General features: G+C 72.8%; 14 protein-coding genes. 10 read left to right on the forward strand and 4 right to left on the reverse strand.

Features of this window, described 5'->3' with window-relative positions; genetic code table 11:
* The first annotated feature begins 69 nt into the window (after nucleotides 1–69).
* The 3 genes from M8C17_RS14600 to M8C17_RS14610 all read left to right on the forward strand — a co-directional run bounded on the left by M8C17_RS14600 (nucleotide 70) and on the right by M8C17_RS14610 (nucleotide 3,173).
* Nucleotides 70–669 (forward strand): TetR/AcrR family transcriptional regulator, encoded by a 600-nt coding sequence (locus M8C17_RS14600; RefSeq protein ID WP_252416984.1) that lies wholly within the window; start codon nucleotides 70–72, stop codon nucleotides 667–669.
* Between the two features lie 72 nt (nucleotides 670–741).
* Nucleotides 742–2,079 (forward strand): acetyl/propionyl/methylcrotonyl-CoA carboxylase subunit alpha, encoded by a 1,338-nt coding sequence (locus M8C17_RS14605; RefSeq protein ID WP_252416985.1) that lies wholly within the window; start codon nucleotides 742–744, stop codon nucleotides 2,077–2,079.
* Between the two features lie 182 nt (nucleotides 2,080–2,261).
* Nucleotides 2,262–3,173, forward strand: a complete 912-nt coding sequence (locus M8C17_RS14610; protein ID WP_252417154.1) for a hydroxymethylglutaryl-CoA lyase — start codon at nucleotides 2,262–2,264, stop codon at nucleotides 3,171–3,173.
* Between the two features lie 60 nt (nucleotides 3,174–3,233).
* Here M8C17_RS14610 and M8C17_RS14615 read toward each other — a convergent pair whose 3' ends face one another.
* A complete protein-coding gene (locus tag M8C17_RS14615) occupies nucleotides 3,234–3,809 on the reverse strand; it encodes a snapalysin family zinc-dependent metalloprotease (protein ID WP_252416986.1) in 576 nt (191 codons plus the stop codon).
* 178 nt (nucleotides 3,810–3,987) lie between these two features.
* Here M8C17_RS14615 and M8C17_RS14620 point away from each other — a divergent pair, with 178 nt between their 5' ends.
* From M8C17_RS14620 to M8C17_RS14630, 3 genes are all read left to right on the forward strand, one after another.
* A complete protein-coding gene (locus M8C17_RS14620) occupies nucleotides 3,988–5,520 on the forward strand; it encodes an acyl-CoA carboxylase subunit beta (RefSeq protein WP_252416987.1) in 1,533 nt (510 codons plus the stop codon).
* A 79-nt stretch (nucleotides 5,521–5,599) separates the two neighbouring features.
* On the forward strand, nucleotides 5,600–6,748 hold the full coding sequence (locus tag M8C17_RS14625) for an acyl-CoA dehydrogenase family protein (RefSeq protein WP_252416988.1): 1,149 nt from the start codon (nucleotides 5,600–5,602) through the stop codon (nucleotides 6,746–6,748).
* Nucleotides 6,749–6,882: 134 nt separating this feature from the next.
* Nucleotides 6,883–9,570 (forward strand): helix-turn-helix domain-containing protein, encoded by a 2,688-nt coding sequence (locus M8C17_RS14630; RefSeq protein WP_252416989.1) that lies wholly within the window; start codon nucleotides 6,883–6,885, stop codon nucleotides 9,568–9,570.
* A gap of 234 nt (nucleotides 9,571–9,804) precedes the next feature.
* Here M8C17_RS14630 and M8C17_RS14635 read toward each other — a convergent pair whose 3' ends face one another.
* The gene (locus M8C17_RS14635) at nucleotides 9,805–10,317 is read right to left on the reverse strand and encodes a MarR family winged helix-turn-helix transcriptional regulator (RefSeq protein ID WP_252416990.1); all 513 of its coding nucleotides are present in this window, start codon (nucleotides 10,315–10,317) and stop codon (nucleotides 9,805–9,807) included.
* 100 nt (nucleotides 10,318–10,417) lie between these two features.
* Between M8C17_RS14635 and M8C17_RS14640 the strand changes: the two genes are divergently transcribed.
* Entirely contained in the window at nucleotides 10,418–10,999 is a 582-nt protein-coding gene (locus M8C17_RS14640) for a YceI family protein (RefSeq protein WP_252416991.1), read from the forward strand.
* Between the two features lie 298 nt (nucleotides 11,000–11,297).
* Entirely contained in the window at nucleotides 11,298–12,776 is a 1,479-nt protein-coding gene (locus tag M8C17_RS14645; RefSeq protein WP_252416992.1) for a glutamate--cysteine ligase, read from the forward strand.
* Between the two features lie 48 nt (nucleotides 12,777–12,824).
* Here the strand turns inward: M8C17_RS14645 and M8C17_RS14650 are convergent, their stop codons facing one another.
* Nucleotides 12,825–14,210, reverse strand: a complete 1,386-nt coding sequence (locus tag M8C17_RS14650) for a hypothetical protein (RefSeq protein ID WP_252416993.1) — start codon at nucleotides 14,208–14,210, stop codon at nucleotides 12,825–12,827.
* A 122-nt stretch (nucleotides 14,211–14,332) separates the two neighbouring features.
* Here M8C17_RS14650 and M8C17_RS14655 point away from each other — a divergent pair, with 122 nt between their 5' ends.
* Nucleotides 14,333–15,028 (forward strand): PASTA domain-containing protein, encoded by a 696-nt coding sequence (locus M8C17_RS14655; protein ID WP_252416994.1) that lies wholly within the window; start codon nucleotides 14,333–14,335, stop codon nucleotides 15,026–15,028.
* Between the two features lie 189 nt (nucleotides 15,029–15,217).
* On the forward strand, nucleotides 15,218–16,165 hold the full coding sequence (locus M8C17_RS14660; RefSeq protein WP_252416995.1) for a PASTA domain-containing protein: 948 nt from the start codon (nucleotides 15,218–15,220) through the stop codon (nucleotides 16,163–16,165).
* A 7-nt stretch (nucleotides 16,166–16,172) separates the two neighbouring features.
* Here M8C17_RS14660 and M8C17_RS14665 read toward each other — a convergent pair whose 3' ends face one another.
* Nucleotides 16,173–16,607: a hypothetical protein gene (locus M8C17_RS14665; protein WP_252416996.1), complete on the reverse strand. Its 435-nt coding sequence runs from the start codon at nucleotides 16,605–16,607 to the stop codon at nucleotides 16,173–16,175.
* Nucleotides 16,608–16,678: the final 71 nt, after the last annotated feature.

Here is a 16,678-nt window from a genome sequence, read left to right on the forward strand (position 1 = left end):
CGGAGGCGTGCGCAACCGGGCGGTAACCACCGCTCCACCGGCGGGCAGATCGCGGTCTAGGCTTGCCCGGTGACGGTGGAGCAGCAGGCACGGGGTGCGGCGGGTGCGGGCCGGCGTCGGTCCCGCAAGGACGAGATCCTGGAGATCGCGGTCGGTCTGTTCGCCGCGCGCGGCTACCACGGCGTGTCGATGGACGACATCGGCGCGGCCGCGGGGGTCACCGGACCGGCGCTCTATCACCACTTCGCCGGCAAGGAGGCCATGCTGGCCGCCGCGCTGATCCCGGTCAGCGACGGGTTGCTGGCCGGCGGTCGGGAACGCTCCGCCGGGCACCCCGATGACCCGCGTGGCGCGCTGGAGTCGCTGATCGACTTCCACGTCGAGTTCGCGCTGGCCAACCCGGCGGTGATCGCGCTGCACCTCCATGAGCTGGACCGCCTGCCCGAGGAGCCGCGGCGGCGGATCCGCCGCCTGCAGCGGCTCTACGTCGAGGAGTGGGTGACGGTCCTCACGGCCCTGCACCCCGGCATGCCCGACGGCGAGGCCCGGGTGCTGGCGCACGCCGCGTTCGGCCTGATGAACTCGACCCCCTTCCTCGGTGGTGAGGTGGACCGTCGACGCCGCGCCGAGCTGCTGCGCGGCGCCACCCTGGCCGCGCTGCTCGCCTGAGCCGACTCGTCAGCACGGCACCGGTCATGGTTCCCTGACAACCGTCCCAAATCCTGGACGCTGGGAGGAATCATGATCGAGTCACTGCTGGTCGCCAATCGGGGCGAGATCGCCCGCCGGATCATCCGGACCGCCAGGCGGCTCGGCATCCGCGCGGTCGCGGTGTACTCGGAGGCCGACGCCGACCTGCCGTTCGTCGCCGAGGCGGACGAGGCGGTCCTCGTCGGCCCGCCGAATCCGGCACAGAGCTACCGCAACACCGAGGCGATCCTCGCCGCCGCCAAGTCGACCGGCGCGCAGGCCATCCACCCCGGCTACGGCTTCCTGTCGGAGAACGCCGAGTTCGCCCGTACCGTCGAGTCGAGCGGCCTGATCTGGGTCGGACCCGGCGCGGACGCGATCACCGCGATGGGCGACAAGATCAACGCCCGGAACCTGATGGCGGCGGCCGGTGTTCCGGTCGCGCCCGGCACCACCGACCCGGCCGCCGACCTGGACGCGGCGGTGGCCGCCGCCGCCGGGATCGGTTACCCGGTGATGGTCAAGGCCGCTGCGGGTGGTGGCGGCATGGGCATGGGTGTGGCCGTCGACGAGGCCGCGCTGCGCACCGAGTACGACAAGGTACGCGCGTTCGCCGAGCGGATGTTCGGCGACGGTTCGGTGCTGATCGAGCGGTACTTCCCCCGGGTGCGTCACGTCGAGGTGCAGATCCTCGGCCTGGCCGACGGCCGGGTGATCGCGCTCGGTGAGCGGGAGTGCTCGGTGCAGCGGCGCAACCAGAAGCTGGTCGAGGAGTCCCCCTCTCCAGCGGTCTCGCCGGAGCTGCGTGAGCGTTTCCTGGCCGCCGCGGTGCGGGCCGGTGAGGCGGTGGGCTACCGCAACGCCGGCACGGTGGAGTGCCTGCTCGATCCTGCGACCAACGAGTTCTTCTTCCTGGAGATGAACACGCGGCTGCAGGTGGAGCACCCGGTGACCGAGTACGTCTACGGCGTCGACCTGGTGGAGGAGCAGTTGCGGGTGGCGTCGGGCCTGGCGCCGACCTTCGACCCGGACGCGCTGGTGCCGCGCGGGCACGCCATCGAGATGCGGATCAACGCCGAGGACCCGAAGCGTTTCCTGCCCGGCCCGGGCGTGATCAGGACCTGGGTTGAGCCGACGGGTGAGGGTGTCCGGGTGGACTCCGGCTACACCGAGGGCAACACGGTCACCCCGTTCTACGACAGCCTGATGGCCAAGCTGATCATCAGCGGCGCGACCCGCGACGAGGTGCTCGAGCGCGCGAAGGTCGCGGTCGCCGCCTTCCAGATCGAGGGCCCGAAGAACAACGTCCCCTTCTTCGCCGAGCTCCTCGACAACGAGGAGTTCCTCTCCGGGGCCTACGACACGGGCATCGTCTCCCGCATGCGCTGAGCCGGCCGGGTCGTCGTTCCGGCGGCCCGGCGAGACTGGTACCCGCGCCCTTTGCTCTGCTTACCTGGACGCAACAGCGGTTGTCCGGATATCGGACGGTCACCGTTGCCTTGGTTGAAGCAGAGCAAAGCGGCCGAACCCCACCCCGATCCGACGTCACAGCGAGGTGACCGATGAGCCAGTTGCCAGATTCCGTCTCGATCCGCGAGGTCGGGCCGCGGGACGGGCTGCAGAACGAGGACCCGATCCCGACCGACGCCAAGGTGCGGCTGCTCGACGCGCTCTCCGGCACGGGTGTGCGCAGGATCGAGGCGGTGTCGTTCGTGCACCCGAAGGCGATCCCCCAGATGGCCGACGCCGACGAGGTGTGGCAGCGGGCGGTGAAGGCCGACGGGGTGCGTTACTCGGCACTGGTGCCCAACACGCGGGGCGCCCAGCGGGCACTGGCCGCCGGGTTCACCGAGATCGAGGTGGTGGTCTCGGCCAGCGACACGCACAACCGGCGCAACGTCAACCGTTCCACCGACGAGTCGTTGGACGACATCGCCGAGCTGATCGACCTGCTGCACGGGGCGTCCGCGCGGGTCGAGGTGATCGTGGCGACCAGCTTCGGCTGCCCGTACGAGGGGGACGTCGACCCGCAGCGGGTGGCCGGAATCGTGGACCGGGTGGTCCGCGACGGGGCGGACCGGGTGGCGTTCGGCGACACCACCGGCATGGGCACTCCGCGCCGGGTCCGCGAGCTGCTGACGGCGGTACGCGACCGCAACGCGCACGTGCCGGTGCTGCTGCACTTCCACAACACCCGGGGTACGGCGCTGGCCAACCTGCTGACCGCGCTGGAGCTGGGCGTGACCGAGTTCGACGCCAGCGTGGGCGGCCTCGGCGGCTGCCCGTACGCGCCGGGGGCCAGCGGCAACCTGGCCACCGAGGAGGCCGTGCACATGCTGCACGACATGGGCATCGACACCGGCATCGACCTGGCCGCCCTGATCGAGGCGGCCGAGCTGGCCGAGCACCTGCTCGGCAAGAAGCTCCCGTCGGGCGTGCTGCGCGCCGGTCCCCGCACCCGTCTGACGCCGATGCCGAGCTGACCGTCCGGAAACGCGGGGAGGGGCCGGCGTGGTGCCGACCCCTCCGTCGTGCCCGGTCGGTCAGCTCACGGACGTGAGCGCGGTCGGCCAGCTGTCGCGGAAGATCTCGGACCCGGCGCGGTCCGTGCTGCGCTCGGTGGCGATGCGGGTGCCGGCGAAGAGGCTGGTCACCCGGCTCGCCTCGGCGCTGCTCGGGTACGGGTTGGTGCAGCTGGTGCCGGCGCTGCCGCCGGACATCAGGAGCGCGCAGTTCCCGTTGTAGTTGTCCGGCAGGCCGAGGATGTGCCCGATCTCGTGGGTCATGATCCGCAGCGGGCTGTACTGCGCGGCCTGCTGGGTGTCGATGTACACCCGGCCGTTGCCGAGGCTGGTCCGGACGGCGTACGAGCCGCCGCCGGTGATCTGGTAGATCCGCAGGTTGGAGCCGCAGTTCGCCGAGAGCGTCAGGTTGGACGTGGCGTTGTTCCAGATCGAGGCGGCCTGGTTGGCGGTGCCGGCGAAGCTTCCCGCCTGGCTGGTGTTGTAGCAGATCGTCATGGCGGCGGACGCGGGCGACGGGTTGGCGACCGTGACGCCGAGGGTGGCCAGTGCCGTCGCGAGCACCGCGACGGCGAGCCGATTGAGTCGTGAGGTCATCGCTGACTCCAATCCGGGAGGGAGGGGTGTCAGGAGCCTAGCCATATAGATCCATGTATTTCAATATCTCTCTTGAGCGCGCGGCCGAGGTTGCCCCCGATCCGGCCACGGGTCGCCGAGCGTCGCGCGGATGCGCTAGCCTAACGATCGTTCAGGTCAGTGCGGCGAGGGAGTCAGCGTGACGCTCGACGGTGAGGCGCTGGAGCAGCTGCGCAAGCGGGCACGATCCGGTGGCGCGGACAAGTACCACGCGGCGAACGCCGCCAAGGGCAAGCTCTTCGCCCGGGAGCGTGTCGCGCTCCTGGTCGACGAGGGCTCGTTCGTCGAGGACGGCCTCTACGCCAACGCCCTCGCCGAAGGGCTGCCCGCCGACGGCGTGGTCACCGGCACCGCCACCATCGACGGCCGGCAGGTCTGCCTGATGGCCAACGACTCCACCGTCAAGGCCGGCAGCTGGGGCGCCCGCACCGTCGAGAAGATCATCCGGATCATCGAGCGCGCATACTCCACCAGCGTGCCAATGGTCTACCTGGTCGACTCCGCCGGCGCCCGGATCACCGACCAGGTCGACCTGTTCCCCGGCCGGCGCGGCGCCGGCAAGATCTTCTGGAACCAGGTGCGCGCCTCGGGCTCGATCCCGCAGGTGTGCGCGCTGTTCGGCCCGAGCGCCGCCGGTGGGGCGTACATCCCGGCGTTCTGCGACGTGGTGGCCATGGTCGACGGCAACGCCAGCATGTACCTCGGCTCCGACCGGATGGTCGAGATGGTCACCGGCGAGAAGACCACGCTGGAGGCGATGGGCGGGGCGAAGGTGCACACCGCCGAGTCCGGCGTCGGGCACTTCCTCTGCAAGACCGAGGCCGACGCGCTCGACGTGGTGCGCCGCTACCTGTCCTACCTGCCGGCGAACTGGACCCAGACACCGCCGACCGCCGAGGCGGTCGCCGCGCCGGAGAAGGCCGACCTGGCCGCGCTGGTGCCGGCCAGCGAGCGGCAGGCGTTCGACATGCGGCGGTACGTCAAGGGCCTGCTCGACGAGGGTTCCTTCTTCGAGATCCAGGCGCTGTGGGCCAAGGAGCTGACCATCGGCTTCGGCCGGCTGAACGGCGAGGTCGTCGGCGTGGTCGGCAACAACTCGATGTTCAAGGGCGGCGTGCTCTTCGTCGACTCGGCCGACAAGGCGACCCGGTTCGTGCAGCTCTGCGACGCGTTCAACGTGCCGCTGCTCTTCCTCAGCGACGTACCCGGCTTCATGGTCGGCAGCGCCGTTGAGAAGCAGGGCATCATCCGGCACGGGGCCAAGATGATCACCGCGATCTCCGAGGCGACCGTGCCGAAGATCTGCGTGGTGGTCCGCAAGGCGTACGGCGCGGGCCTCTACGCGATGGCCGGCCCCGGCTTCGAGCCGGACGCCACCATCGCTCTGCCCAGCGCGAAGATCGCGGTGATGGGAGCCGAGGCCGCGGTGAACGCGGTCTACGCCAACAAGATCGCGGCGATCGAGGACGAGGCCGAGCGGGCAGCCTTCGTCGCCGCGAAGCGCGCCGAGTACGAGCAGGACATCGACGTCGTCCGGCTCGCCAGCGAGCTGGTCGTGGACGCCATCGTCGAGCCGCACGACCTGCGTGCCGAGCTGGTCCGCCGGTTCGCGGCCGCGCGTACCAAGGATCGGCAATTCTCCCGGCGCCGGCACGGCGTCACCCCGGTCTGACCCGACGACCGACCGGACCGCCACAGCGAGCCGTCCCGGCGTCACGAGCGCCGGCGGCCCGTCGACACAGGAGGACGAGATGGACTTCCGGCTCACCGACGAACAAGCGGCGCTGCGGGAGAGCGTGCGGGACTTCGCCCGCGAGGTGGTCGCACCGGTCATCGCCGAGCACTACGAGCAGCACACCTTCCCGTACGAGGTGATCCGGCAGATGGGCAAGATGGGCCTGTTCGGCCTGCCCTTCGGCGAGGAGCACGGTGGCATGGGCGGCGACTACTTCGCCCTCTGCCTCGCCCTGGAGGAGCTGGCCCGGGTCGACTCCAGCGTGGCGATCACGCTGGAGGCGGCGGTGTCGCTCGGTGCCATGCCGATCTACCGGTTCGGCACCGACGAGCAGCGCGCGACCTGGCTGCCGAAGCTGCTCAGCGGCGAGGCACTGGCCGGCTTCGGGCTCACCGAGCCGGGCACCGGTTCGGACGCCGCCGGCACCCAGACCCGGGCCGTGCTGGACGGTGACCACTGGGTGATCAACGGTTCGAAGGCCTTCATCACCAACTCCGGCACCGACATCACCGCCCTGGTCACCGTCACCGCGGTCACCGGCACGAACCCGGACGGCTCGAAGGAGCTGTCGACCATCATCGTGCCCACCGGCACGCCCGGCTTCACCGTGGCGCCTGGCTACTCCAAGGTGGGCTGGACGGCCTCGGACACCCACGAGCTGACCTTCGACGACTGCCGGGTGCCGGTGGCCAACCTGCTCGGCGAGCGGGGTCGGGGCTTCGCCCAGTTCCTGCAGATCCTCGACGAGGGCCGGATCGCCATCGCCGCGCTGGCCGTCGGCCTCGCCCAGGGCTGTGTCGACGAGTCGATCAGGTACGCGAAGGAGCGCCACGCCTTCGGCCGCCCGATCGGCGCCAACCAGGCCATCCAGTTCAAGATCGCCGACATGGAGCTGAAGGCGCACACCGCCCGGCTTGCCTACTACGACGCCGCCGCCCGGATGCTGGCCGGTGAGCCGTTCAAGCGGCAGGCCGCCATCGCCAAGCTGCACGCCAGCACGATCGCGGTGGACAACGCGAGGGAGGCCACCCAGATCCACGGTGGCTACGGCTTCATGAACGAGTACCCGGTTGCCCGGTTCTGGCGGGACTCCAAGATCCTGGAAATCGGCGAGGGCACCAGCGAGGTGCAGCGCATGATCATCGCGCGCGATCTGGGTCTCTGAGCGGTCCTCGGCGCCGGCCGGCCGGGCGGCGGTTGCGGGCCGGGATCCGCTAGCTGTCGGATATCGGCGAGCAGCCGTCGGCAGCCCGACGTTCGACTGCCGATGGTCGGAGCCGATCCGTACTCTTCGTGCCCATGACTCCCGATCATGATCGGTCGCGGAGCCCGGCGGGCCGTACCGGGCTGTCGGACCTGCTCCGTGGGCATCGGCGTACCGCCGGGCTCACCCAGGCCGAGCTGGCGTCCCTGGCCGGCGTGGGCGTGCGGACGGTGCGTGACCTGGAGCGTGGCCGATCGGTCCGGCCTCAGCGCACCACCGTGGAGTTGCTCGCCGCGGCCCTGGAGCTGACCGGCGGCACCCGGGCGGCGTTCCTGGCCGCGGCCCGCAACACCGCCGGCGGCGAGCCACCCCAGGCGGACAACATCCCGGCGGCGCTCGTGGCCACCGGCGGCACCGCGGCGACAGTCGAGCCCGCCGGCCCACAGGTCGCACTTCCACCGCCGGTCGCGCTGATCGGCCGCGACCGCGATGTCACCGAGTTGGCCGGCATGCTGACCGCCGAGCGCGGCCCCCGGCTGGTCAGCCTGGTCGGGCTGGCCGGGGTGGGCAAGACCGCACTCGCGCTCTCCGTGGCGCACGCGACCGGCGGTGCCCACCCGGGCGGCGTGGCCGGGGTGCTGGTCGGCGAGGGCTCGGACGGCCCGGACGTGCTCGCCGCCTCGATGACCGTGCTCGGCGCGGCCCGGCTGCCGGAGCTCGTCGCCCGGCTCGCCGGCCGACCGGTCCTGCTGGTGATGGACGCGGTGGAGCGCGCCCCGGGTCCGGTGGCCGAGACGCTGCACCGGCTGACGGGCGCGCTGCCCTCGCTGCGGGTGCTGGTCACCGGACGGCACCCGGTCGGGCTGCCCGGCGAGCGGGTCTGGCCGGTCGCGCCCCTCGACGTGCCGCCGCCGGGCGCCGAGCGGCGCGGGCCGGCCACGCTCGGGTCGTGGCCGGCGGTCGCACTGTTCACCGCCCGTCTGGCCCAGGTCCGTCGGGAGCCACCCACCGCGGACGAGCTTCCCGCCCTGGCCGCACTGGTTCGCCGGCTCGGCGGGCTGCCGCTGGCCATCGAGCTGATGGCCGCCCGGGGCCGGATCCTCGACCTCACGGAGCTGCTCGACCGGTACGGCGACCGCGTGCTCGACCTGGCCACTCCCGCCGACCAGGCGGTCCATTCCGGCTGGGACGGGCCGGACGCGCCCACCCGCCGTCCGGTCGGCCCGGACGCCACGCGCGCAGCGGTGGCGGTGACCCTGCGGGACGCGGTGGAGACCAGCTATCGGCTGCTCGCGTCGGAGGAGCAGGCCGCGCTGCGGCGGCTCGCCGTGTTCCGGAACCGCTGGTCGGTGGAGCTGGCCGAGGAGATGCTCGCCGACGAGGCCGACCGGGACGGCACGGTGGCGATCGATCCCGTTCCGCTGCTGGACCGGCTCGTCGAACTCGGCCTGTTGAGCGTGCGCGGCACCGGTCCCTTCCGGTTCCGCCTGCTCGACGCGGTCCGCGACTTCGCCGCCGAGCAGGCGGCCGGCGGCGGTGAACTGACCTGCATCCGGCGCCGGCACGCCGTGGTGATCGCTCGACTGGTGGCGCGGACCGCCACCGAACTGGTCGGCCCACGGCTGCCCGAGGCGGTGCACCTGCTGGACGAGGTCAGCAGCGACATAAGCTCGGCGCTGGCCCACGCCGCGAGCGACGATCCGCTGACCGCGCTCCGTCTGGCCAGCTGTCTGACGCGTTGGTGGAGGTTCCGTGGGCGCGACGTCGTCGGCCGGCAGTGGCTGCGCCGACTCCTGGCCGACCCGCGGACCGCGGACGCCGGTCCCGTGCTGCGGGGGTGGGCCGCCCTCGGGGTGGCCCGGCTCGCCGCCGAGCACGGCGCGGGCGGCGAGGAGCTGCCGACGGCGTGGGCCGCGCTGGACGCGTTCCGGCAGGCCGGCGACATCAACGGCGAACTGGATGCGCGGATCGTGCTGAGCGCGCTGCTGGTCGCCGTGGGCCGGCGTGACGAGGCCCGCGAGCAGGCCGAGGCGGTGCTCCGGCTGGCCGCCCGCAACGGCCGGATCCGGGACATGGCGGTGGCCCAGAACGCCCTCGCCTGGCACGAGATCCGGGCCGCCGACCTGGCTGCGGCGCACCGCCGGCTGGCCGCGGTGGACCGGCTCGCCGCCGAGTGTGGGGAACAGCGGCTGCGGGTGCTCTCCTGGGCCAACCGGGCCGAGGTCGTGCGTCTGGAGGGCCGGTACGCCGACGCCGTGGACCAGGGCCGGCGGGCGGTTGCGGCGTTGTCCGAGCTGGGTGACCCGCGGCATCGCCGGCGGGTGCTCGGCACGATCGGGTTGGCGCTCGCCCAGGACGGTCGCGGCGACGAGGCGTCCGAGGTGCTCACCGAGTTGCGCGCCGATGCCGCTGAGCTGGCGCTGGCCGTACCGTCACGACCGCCGGCCGGGCGGGCCGGGCCGCCGAGGCCGCGTACGGACGATGCGGTGTCGGTCTGGGGTGAACCGAAGGCGGCGATCTGCGCCTTGATCGAGGGCAACCTGGCACTGCACCGGGGCGACCGCGAGTTGGCGGCCGAGTGGTTCGCCGCCGCGGCGGAGGCGGGTCGGGACCGGCGGGACGCGGTGGAGGCGCTGGTCGGGCTGGCCGCGAGCACCGGGGACCCGGCGGTCCTTGATCGGCTCGACCGGGTCTGCCAGGAGAGTGGCATCCGCCTGCTGCCGCACGAGTCGGAGCTGCTCTACGCGTTGACTGCCTCGCGGGGCGGGCCGGCGGCGCGGTAGGCGGGGTCGGCCGGGTGGGGAGTGGCGCGAGCGAAGAGCCCCCTTGGTGCTACCCCTCGCTGTTCGCCCGCGCCGTCACCCCCCGGTGATTCCCCGGTGGAGGAAAGCCTGCCACCGTGATCGGGGCGGAAAGCCTGTTTCGGCCCGCATGTCCGGCTGGCAAGGTCAGTTCTGCCGGTCTTTCTGCCGGTGGCGCCGATCACTGCTCAGGCCGTCGCCGACGCCGGACGGCGGTCAGCAGGTGGCGCCGTTGGCGTTGGCGGTCTGGTCGGGGGCGGTGTCGGTGCTGCCCGCGGTGGCACCGGGATGCACGGCGTCACGAACCCGGCGCAGGCCGTCGAGCAGCGCGGCCAGGGCCTCGGGGTCGAGCTGGCCGGTGAACCACTGCTCGATGATCCGCAGGTGCCCGGGCAGCGTCTCGTCCAGCCGTCGCAGGCCGGCGGCGGTGACCACCGCGTACGAGCTGCGGCGGTCGTGTGGGCAGGCCCGGCGGGTGAGTAGTCCGTCGCGCTCCATCCGGTCCACCACCCGGGTCACCCCGCTTGTGGACAGGGAGGTCTGGGCGGCAAGGTCGGTCATCCGGAGCTGATTGCCCGGCGAGCGGGCCAGGCGGGTGATCACCTCGAACTCGACCGAGGAGAGGCCGTGCTCTTCGAGTTGGGCGGCGAACCGGGCCGACAGCCCGGCGTGCGCCTCGTAGAGCAGGCCGACGGCGGTGATCCGGGGATCGTCGAACACGTTGGTCACTGGTTCATCCTACCAGTCCTTGACACAGGGAATGTTGTTGCCGCTATAGTTGCTCAAGCAGTCGTTGGGCTACTAAACAATTCTTCTGGAGGACAGCAGCATGACCAGCAGCATCGATGCGGTTACCCGCGACTGGGACGGCCTCACCATCCCGGCCCCCGGCACCTACGCGCTCGACGTCGCGCACAAGCGGGTGGGCTTCGTCGCTCGCCACATGATGGTCAGCAAGGTCCGCGGTGAGTTCAACGAGGCGACCGCCACGATCACCGTTGCCGAAGACCCGCTGCAGTCCTCGGTCGCGGCGACCATCCAGGCCGCGAGCATCGACACCACCCAGGCCGACCGGGACGCGCACCTGCGCAGCCCCGAGTTTCTGGACGCCGAGAACTTCCCGACCCTGGAGTACCGCAGCACCGGGGTCAAGTCCCGCCGCGGCAACGAGTTCGTGCTCTCCGGTGAGCTGACCATCCGGGGCGTCACCCGCCCCGTCGACCTGGAGGTCGAGTTCGAGGGTGTCGGCCGCAGCCCGTTCGGCCAGGACATCTTCGGCTTCTCCGCGAGCACCGAGATCGACCGCGAGGAGTTCGGCCTGACCTGGAACGTCGCGCTGGAGACCGGCGGCGTGCTGGTCAGCCGCAAGATCAAGATCGAGATCGAGGGCGAGGCCGTCCGCCAGGCCTGATCCTTCGGATCGCCGGTACGCCGGGCCCGCGCCGCACGTCGGCGCGGGCCCGGCGCCGTCTCCGCCACTCGTCGCCGAACTCGTGGCAATTGTCACGAGTTGTTCTCGCGCGCATCCGGTCCGGCACGGCGCCGACGGGGTACAGATGGCCCCACGAGCGCATCCCCCTCGGTCGGCGTCGGATCACCGCTGCCGTCCTCTGGCCTCGGCCAGGTGAGCGCTCTTACCGTGGATGGTTCACAATGCGCTTTCCGGGATGGCGGCAGGATCCCGACCGCGCCGGGCGTCGGGAGGACACATGGGCAGGGACGTCTCGCAGGGCGCCTTCTCCCGGGAGGACCGCGTCCGTTACCGGCAGAAGGTCCGGCGCTGCCTGGACGTCTTCGCCCTGATGCTGGACGACTTCGGCTTCGACGCCGACCGGCCGATGACCGGCCTGGAGATCGAACTCAACCTGGTCGACTCGGCGGCCGAGCCGGCGATGCGCAACGAGGAGATCCTCGCCGACATCGCCGACCCGCTCTTCCAGACCGAGCTGGGGCAGTTCAACCTGGAACTCAACGCCGAACCCCGGCTGATCGAGGGCACCGGCTTCGCCGACTACGAACACGACCTGCGCAGCAGTCTCTCCCGCGCCGACGAGCGCGCGGCCAAGTCCGACGCGAAGATCGTCCTGGTCGGCATCCTGCCCACCCTCACCGAGGGGCACCTGGTCGAGGACAACCTCTCCACGAACGAGCGCTACCGGGTGCTCAACGACCAGATCGTCGGTGCCCGGGGCGAGGACATCGAACTCGACATCCGCGGCGTCGAGCAACTGCGTACGCACACCGACTCGATCGCCCCCGAGGCCGCCTGCACGAGTCTCCAGTTCCACCTCCAGGTGGCGCCGGACAGCTTCGCCGACTACTGGAACGCGTCGCAGGCCATCGCCGGCGTGCAGGTCGCGATCGGCGCGAACTCCCCCTTCCTGTACGGCCGTCAGCTCTGGGCCGAGACCCGGATCGCCCTCTTCGAGCAGGCCACCGACACCCGTCCCGACGAGCTGAAGGCCCAGGGCGTACGCCCCCGGGTGTGGTTCGGTGAGCGGTGGATCACCTCGATCTTCGACCTCTTCGAGGAGAACGTCCGGTACTTCCCGCCGCTGCTGCCGATCTGCGAGGACGAGGACCCGGTGGAGGTGCTGCACGCCGGCGGTGTGCCCCAGCTCGGTGAGCTGCGGCTGCACAACGGCACCGTCTACCGGTGGAACCGCCCGGTCTACGACATCATGAACGGTCGCCCCCACCTGCGGGTGGAGAACAGGGTGCTGCCGGCCGGCCCCACGGTGGTGGACATGCTGGCCAACGCGGCCTTCTACTTCGGGCTCGCCCGGGGCCTGGCCGAGGCGGACCGGCCGATCTGGAGCCAGCTCACCTTCAGCTCCGCCGAGGAGAACTTCCACGCCGCCGCCCGGCGGGGTCTGGACGCCGTACTGCACTGGCCCCGGCTCGGCGACGTGCCGGTCACCAAGCTGGTGCTGGAGCAGTTGCTGCCCACCGCCGCTGCCGGCCTGGACGGGTTCGGTGTCGCCCCGGCGCAGCGGGACCGCCTGCTCGGCATCATCGAGCAGCGCTGCCGGACCGGCCGCAACGGTGCCGTCTGGCAGACCGAGGCGGTCTGGGCGGCGGAGCGGCACCGGGGCATGGACCGGCCCGCCGCGCTGCACCACATGGTGCAGCGGTACGCGGAGCTCCAGCGCGGCAACGAGCCGGTGCACACCTGGCCGGTCGACTGACTCCGCTCACCCGGCCACCACGGTGGTGGCTCGTCGCCGCCGGGCGCCTCAGTCGGTGAGGGGCCGTCCGGCCCGCCGGGGCGATCCGCTCCGCCGGCTGCCCGTCGCCGCACCCTCCGCCGGCCCACCGTCGGTGGAGGCGGTCGGACCGGCGTCGTCCGGGTCCCTGCGCGGTGCCGGCACCCGGGGTACGCCGGCCCGCTTCCCCGGGACGACCTCGTCCACTGGGGGCACATCGCCGACCGAGTCGCGCCCGGCGCCGGCCTCGGCCGAAGGGCTGACCGGGGCCGGGGCCACCTCGTGCGACCGAGGTGAAGAGGGCTCGGCAACCGGATGCGGGCCCGCCGTTGCCGCCGCGTCCCGGTTGCGGTCGGCCCGCTCGGCGAGCGCGGCGATCAGCACCGAGCCACCGATGCCGGCGATGACCGCGTACGGGGCGATCAGTTGGGTGGACAGCTGCTCCGGGCCCAACACCGACCAGCGCGGCACGGTGGTCAGGTAGGCGAGCGCGACGAGCAGCGGACCAGCCGCGCCGGAGGCCGCCGCGCCGACCCGGTGCCCGGCCGACCGGGCGGCCCGCCGCGCCGCCAGCACGCCGATCAGCAGCGCGGGAACGAGCGCCAGCAGCGCACCCGGCCAGTAGAGCTGGTCACCGATCCAGTAACGCGGGTGGTCCGGGTCGAGCTGCCAGGTGCCGAGCTGGGCACCGGTCAGTCCGCGTCCGACGCGTACCCCGTCGACGACCGAGACCACCGCGAGCAGCCAGAGCCAGGCGGCCGTCGCGGTCACGTTCACCGCGGCGGTGCGGGAGCGCAGCGCCCAGACCGCGACGAGCACGCCGATCAGGATGCCCAGGCCCGCGTGCAGGGCGGCCGCCCGTTGCGGCGCTCCGGTGTCGGCGCCCACCGCGACACGCGCGGGCACGGCGACCAGCAGCACGGTGACCAACCCGCCGATCCCGGCACCGAGCGCCACGGCGACCCGCCGCAGCAGACCGTCGTGCTCGCCGGGCGGGACCTCGTGCGCCGACCGGTCGCCCGCCGAAGTCGGCCGGTCCGGGCCGGTGTCGTCGACCGCAGTCGGACGGCCGGCCGCGACGGTTGCCGGTTCCGGCGCGTCCGACCCGTCCGGGGCTTCCGTCCCGGGAACGGCGGTCGGTGTCAGCTCGTTGTCGGTCACCCTCGGGTCGGCCGTCGGCGGTACGGCCCGCTGGTGCAGCCGCTGGGCGCAGACCGCACCCAGCACGGTCGAGCTGGCAGCGAGCCAGGTGGCCCAGGCGAGGCCGTCCGCCCAGGCCGTGTCGGTGGCCCCGGCATCGGTGGGCGTCCAGGTGATGACGCCGAGCCCGTAGCCGAAGCCCAGTTGAGCGGCGCCAGCGCCAGCAGCGATGCCGACCGCCGTCGCGATCGATACTCCCCAGCCCCGTCTGGCCATGCCGGGCAGCGTAGCGTCCCGTCGTCGGCGCGGCGAGTGGCAACGACCCGCCGGGGTCGAGCGCCGGCGCAGCGTGTTGGGCGGCGCCGGGTACGGTCGCCGGTGATGAGGCGGTGGGCGGTATGACGGACGCGAACACGGGTCGGCAGGATTCCGCGGGCGGCCGGGACGACGGTGGTCCCGGGCGGGCCAGTGTGCTGCTGGGCGGCGGGCTGGTCGCCGTGCTGCTCGTCGCGATCGGTGCGACCGGCGGGTGGTTGCTGGCCGGCGAGGATGAGGGATCTCCGACGGACCCGCTGGCGGTGGCGACCGCGACCGTTACGCCGACCGGCCAGGCGACGACACCCCGACCGAGCACCGGCCGGACCACGCCGTCGGCCCCTCGCACCTCCTCGACCAAGGGGAGCGGGCTGACCGTGCCACCGGTGGTCGGCACCGACTTCGTGCAGGCCCGGGACATGTTGCGCAAGCAGCGACTGGGCTGGCGTCTGGTCTTCGGTACGGGCACCGGTCGTACGGTCGAGAGCAGCTCGCCCGCCGTGGGCGCCACGGTCGCCCGGGGCGCCACGGTGCAACTCCACGTGGCTGGCCCGGCGCCGGCGGCGGAGGTGCCGGACGTGGTCGGTGACGACTGCGCGGACGCCGCCGCGGACCTGGTCGAGGAGGGCCTCTACCCGCGCTACCGCAGCGGACGCACCGGAGAGGTCAGCCGGCAGGAACCGGCCGAGGACGGCGCGGCCCGCTGGAACGACGAGGTCAGCATCTGGTGTGGGGCGGCAGCGCCACCCAGCCTGCCGAGTGTGGGACCGACCCTCTGATCCCTGGCTCGGTGACCAACGACCGCCAGCGGCGGCCGGCGCGGGGTCGCCGGAGATCGGGTCGTCCCGATCGTCGACACCGGTTCGGGCCGGGCGGTTCGGGCCGCTGATACCAGCCGATCCCGGTGTGGGCGGTTAGGTTGGCGGTCGAGGGCCACGGCGCCCGTCCGGTTCGGGAAAGGACGTGCGATGAGCGACGACCGCCAGGAGCCGCCCGCCGGGGATCACGACGACGACCGGACCCGTCCCCTGCCGCCCGCCGCCGACCAGCCGGAGCCGCCACAACCGGCCGAGCCCTCCACCCCGCCCCGCACCGCGTCGCCGGACGAGACCGCACCGCTGGACCGGGCCGCCGGACCCGACCAGACGGCGCCGATCGACCGCACCGCTCCGGCCGGCCCGGCCGCGTCGCCGGACCAGACCATGCCCATCGACCGCGCGGCGTCGTCCGGTCCCGGCGCGCCGGCCGACCGGACCATGCCGATCGACCGCGCCGCGCCGTCGCAGCCGGGCGGGCCGGTGGACCGGACCGCGCGGATGCCCGCGGAGCCGTCCACTCCGCCGCCGCCGTGGTCCGGGCGGGCGGAGGTGCGGGCGCCGCGACCGGCCGAGCCCGCCGGAGAGTGGTACGCCGAGGAGCAGGGCGGCCGCCGCTGGTGGATGCCGATCCTCTGGGGCGTGCTCGCGCTGCTGCTCGCGGGCCTGCTCGGGGCGGCGCTCTGGGTGGTGCTCGCCGCGCGGGACGACGACCCGGACGACCCGCGGACCACGCCGTCGCTTCCGCCGGCCAGTGCCACCACCGCGGCCCCGACCAGCGCGGCGCCGACCTCGGCGGCCCCGACCAGCGAGTCACCGAGCAGCCCGGCGGCCACCACCGAGCCGGTCGAGGTGCCGGTGCCGCCGGTCACCGGCCTGCCGCAGGCAACCGCCGAAGGGCTGCTGGACCGCCTCGGTGTGACCTACCGGGTGGTGTACCGCCCGTCCGAGTTGCCGCCGGGAACGGTGGTGGGCACCGAGCCGGGGGCCGGCACGACGGTGGCGACCGACGACCAGGTACTGCTGATCGTCTCGCAGGCCCGGCCCTCGACCGGGGTCAGTCCGACGGTGCCGAGGCCGACGGTGACGAACACGCCGTGACCGGCGCTCACCACATGCGGCGGCGGGTGCCGACCAGGCCGAGGCCGGCCAGCGAGATGGTGAGGCCGAAGATTCCGGACCAGAACAGTGAGCGGCGGACGTCCGTCTCGGTGTGCCGGGCAGGAGCCGCCTCGGTGATCTCCTGGCGGCCGTCGTACTGACCGCCCGCACCGGCACCGGCCGCAGGACCGGTCGGGTCGGTGCTGTGGGTGGGGGCGCCGGCGCCGATCCAGCCGGGCTCCTCGTCCACAGGCGGGTCGGCGTCGATCACGGTGATCTCGGGTGCGGGCACCGGCGTGGTCAGCCGGGTGGACGACATCGCCGGGTCGCGGACCAGGACCAGGACCGTGGTCATGGCCCCGAGCAGGGCGAGGAGTCCGAAGGCGTAGGCGATACGGGAGCGGTGGTGCCGCCGCAGGGCGGGCTGATTGACCATGACCATCCCAGGCTCAGGGCCCTGGACGCGCGGGTGGAACGGTGCCGGGGTGGGCGTACCAATTCTATGGCGACGGC

The organism is Micromonospora sp. RHAY321 (genome assembly GCF_023896955.1).
Classification (GTDB): Bacteria; Actinomycetota; Actinomycetes; order Mycobacteriales; family Micromonosporaceae; genus Micromonospora.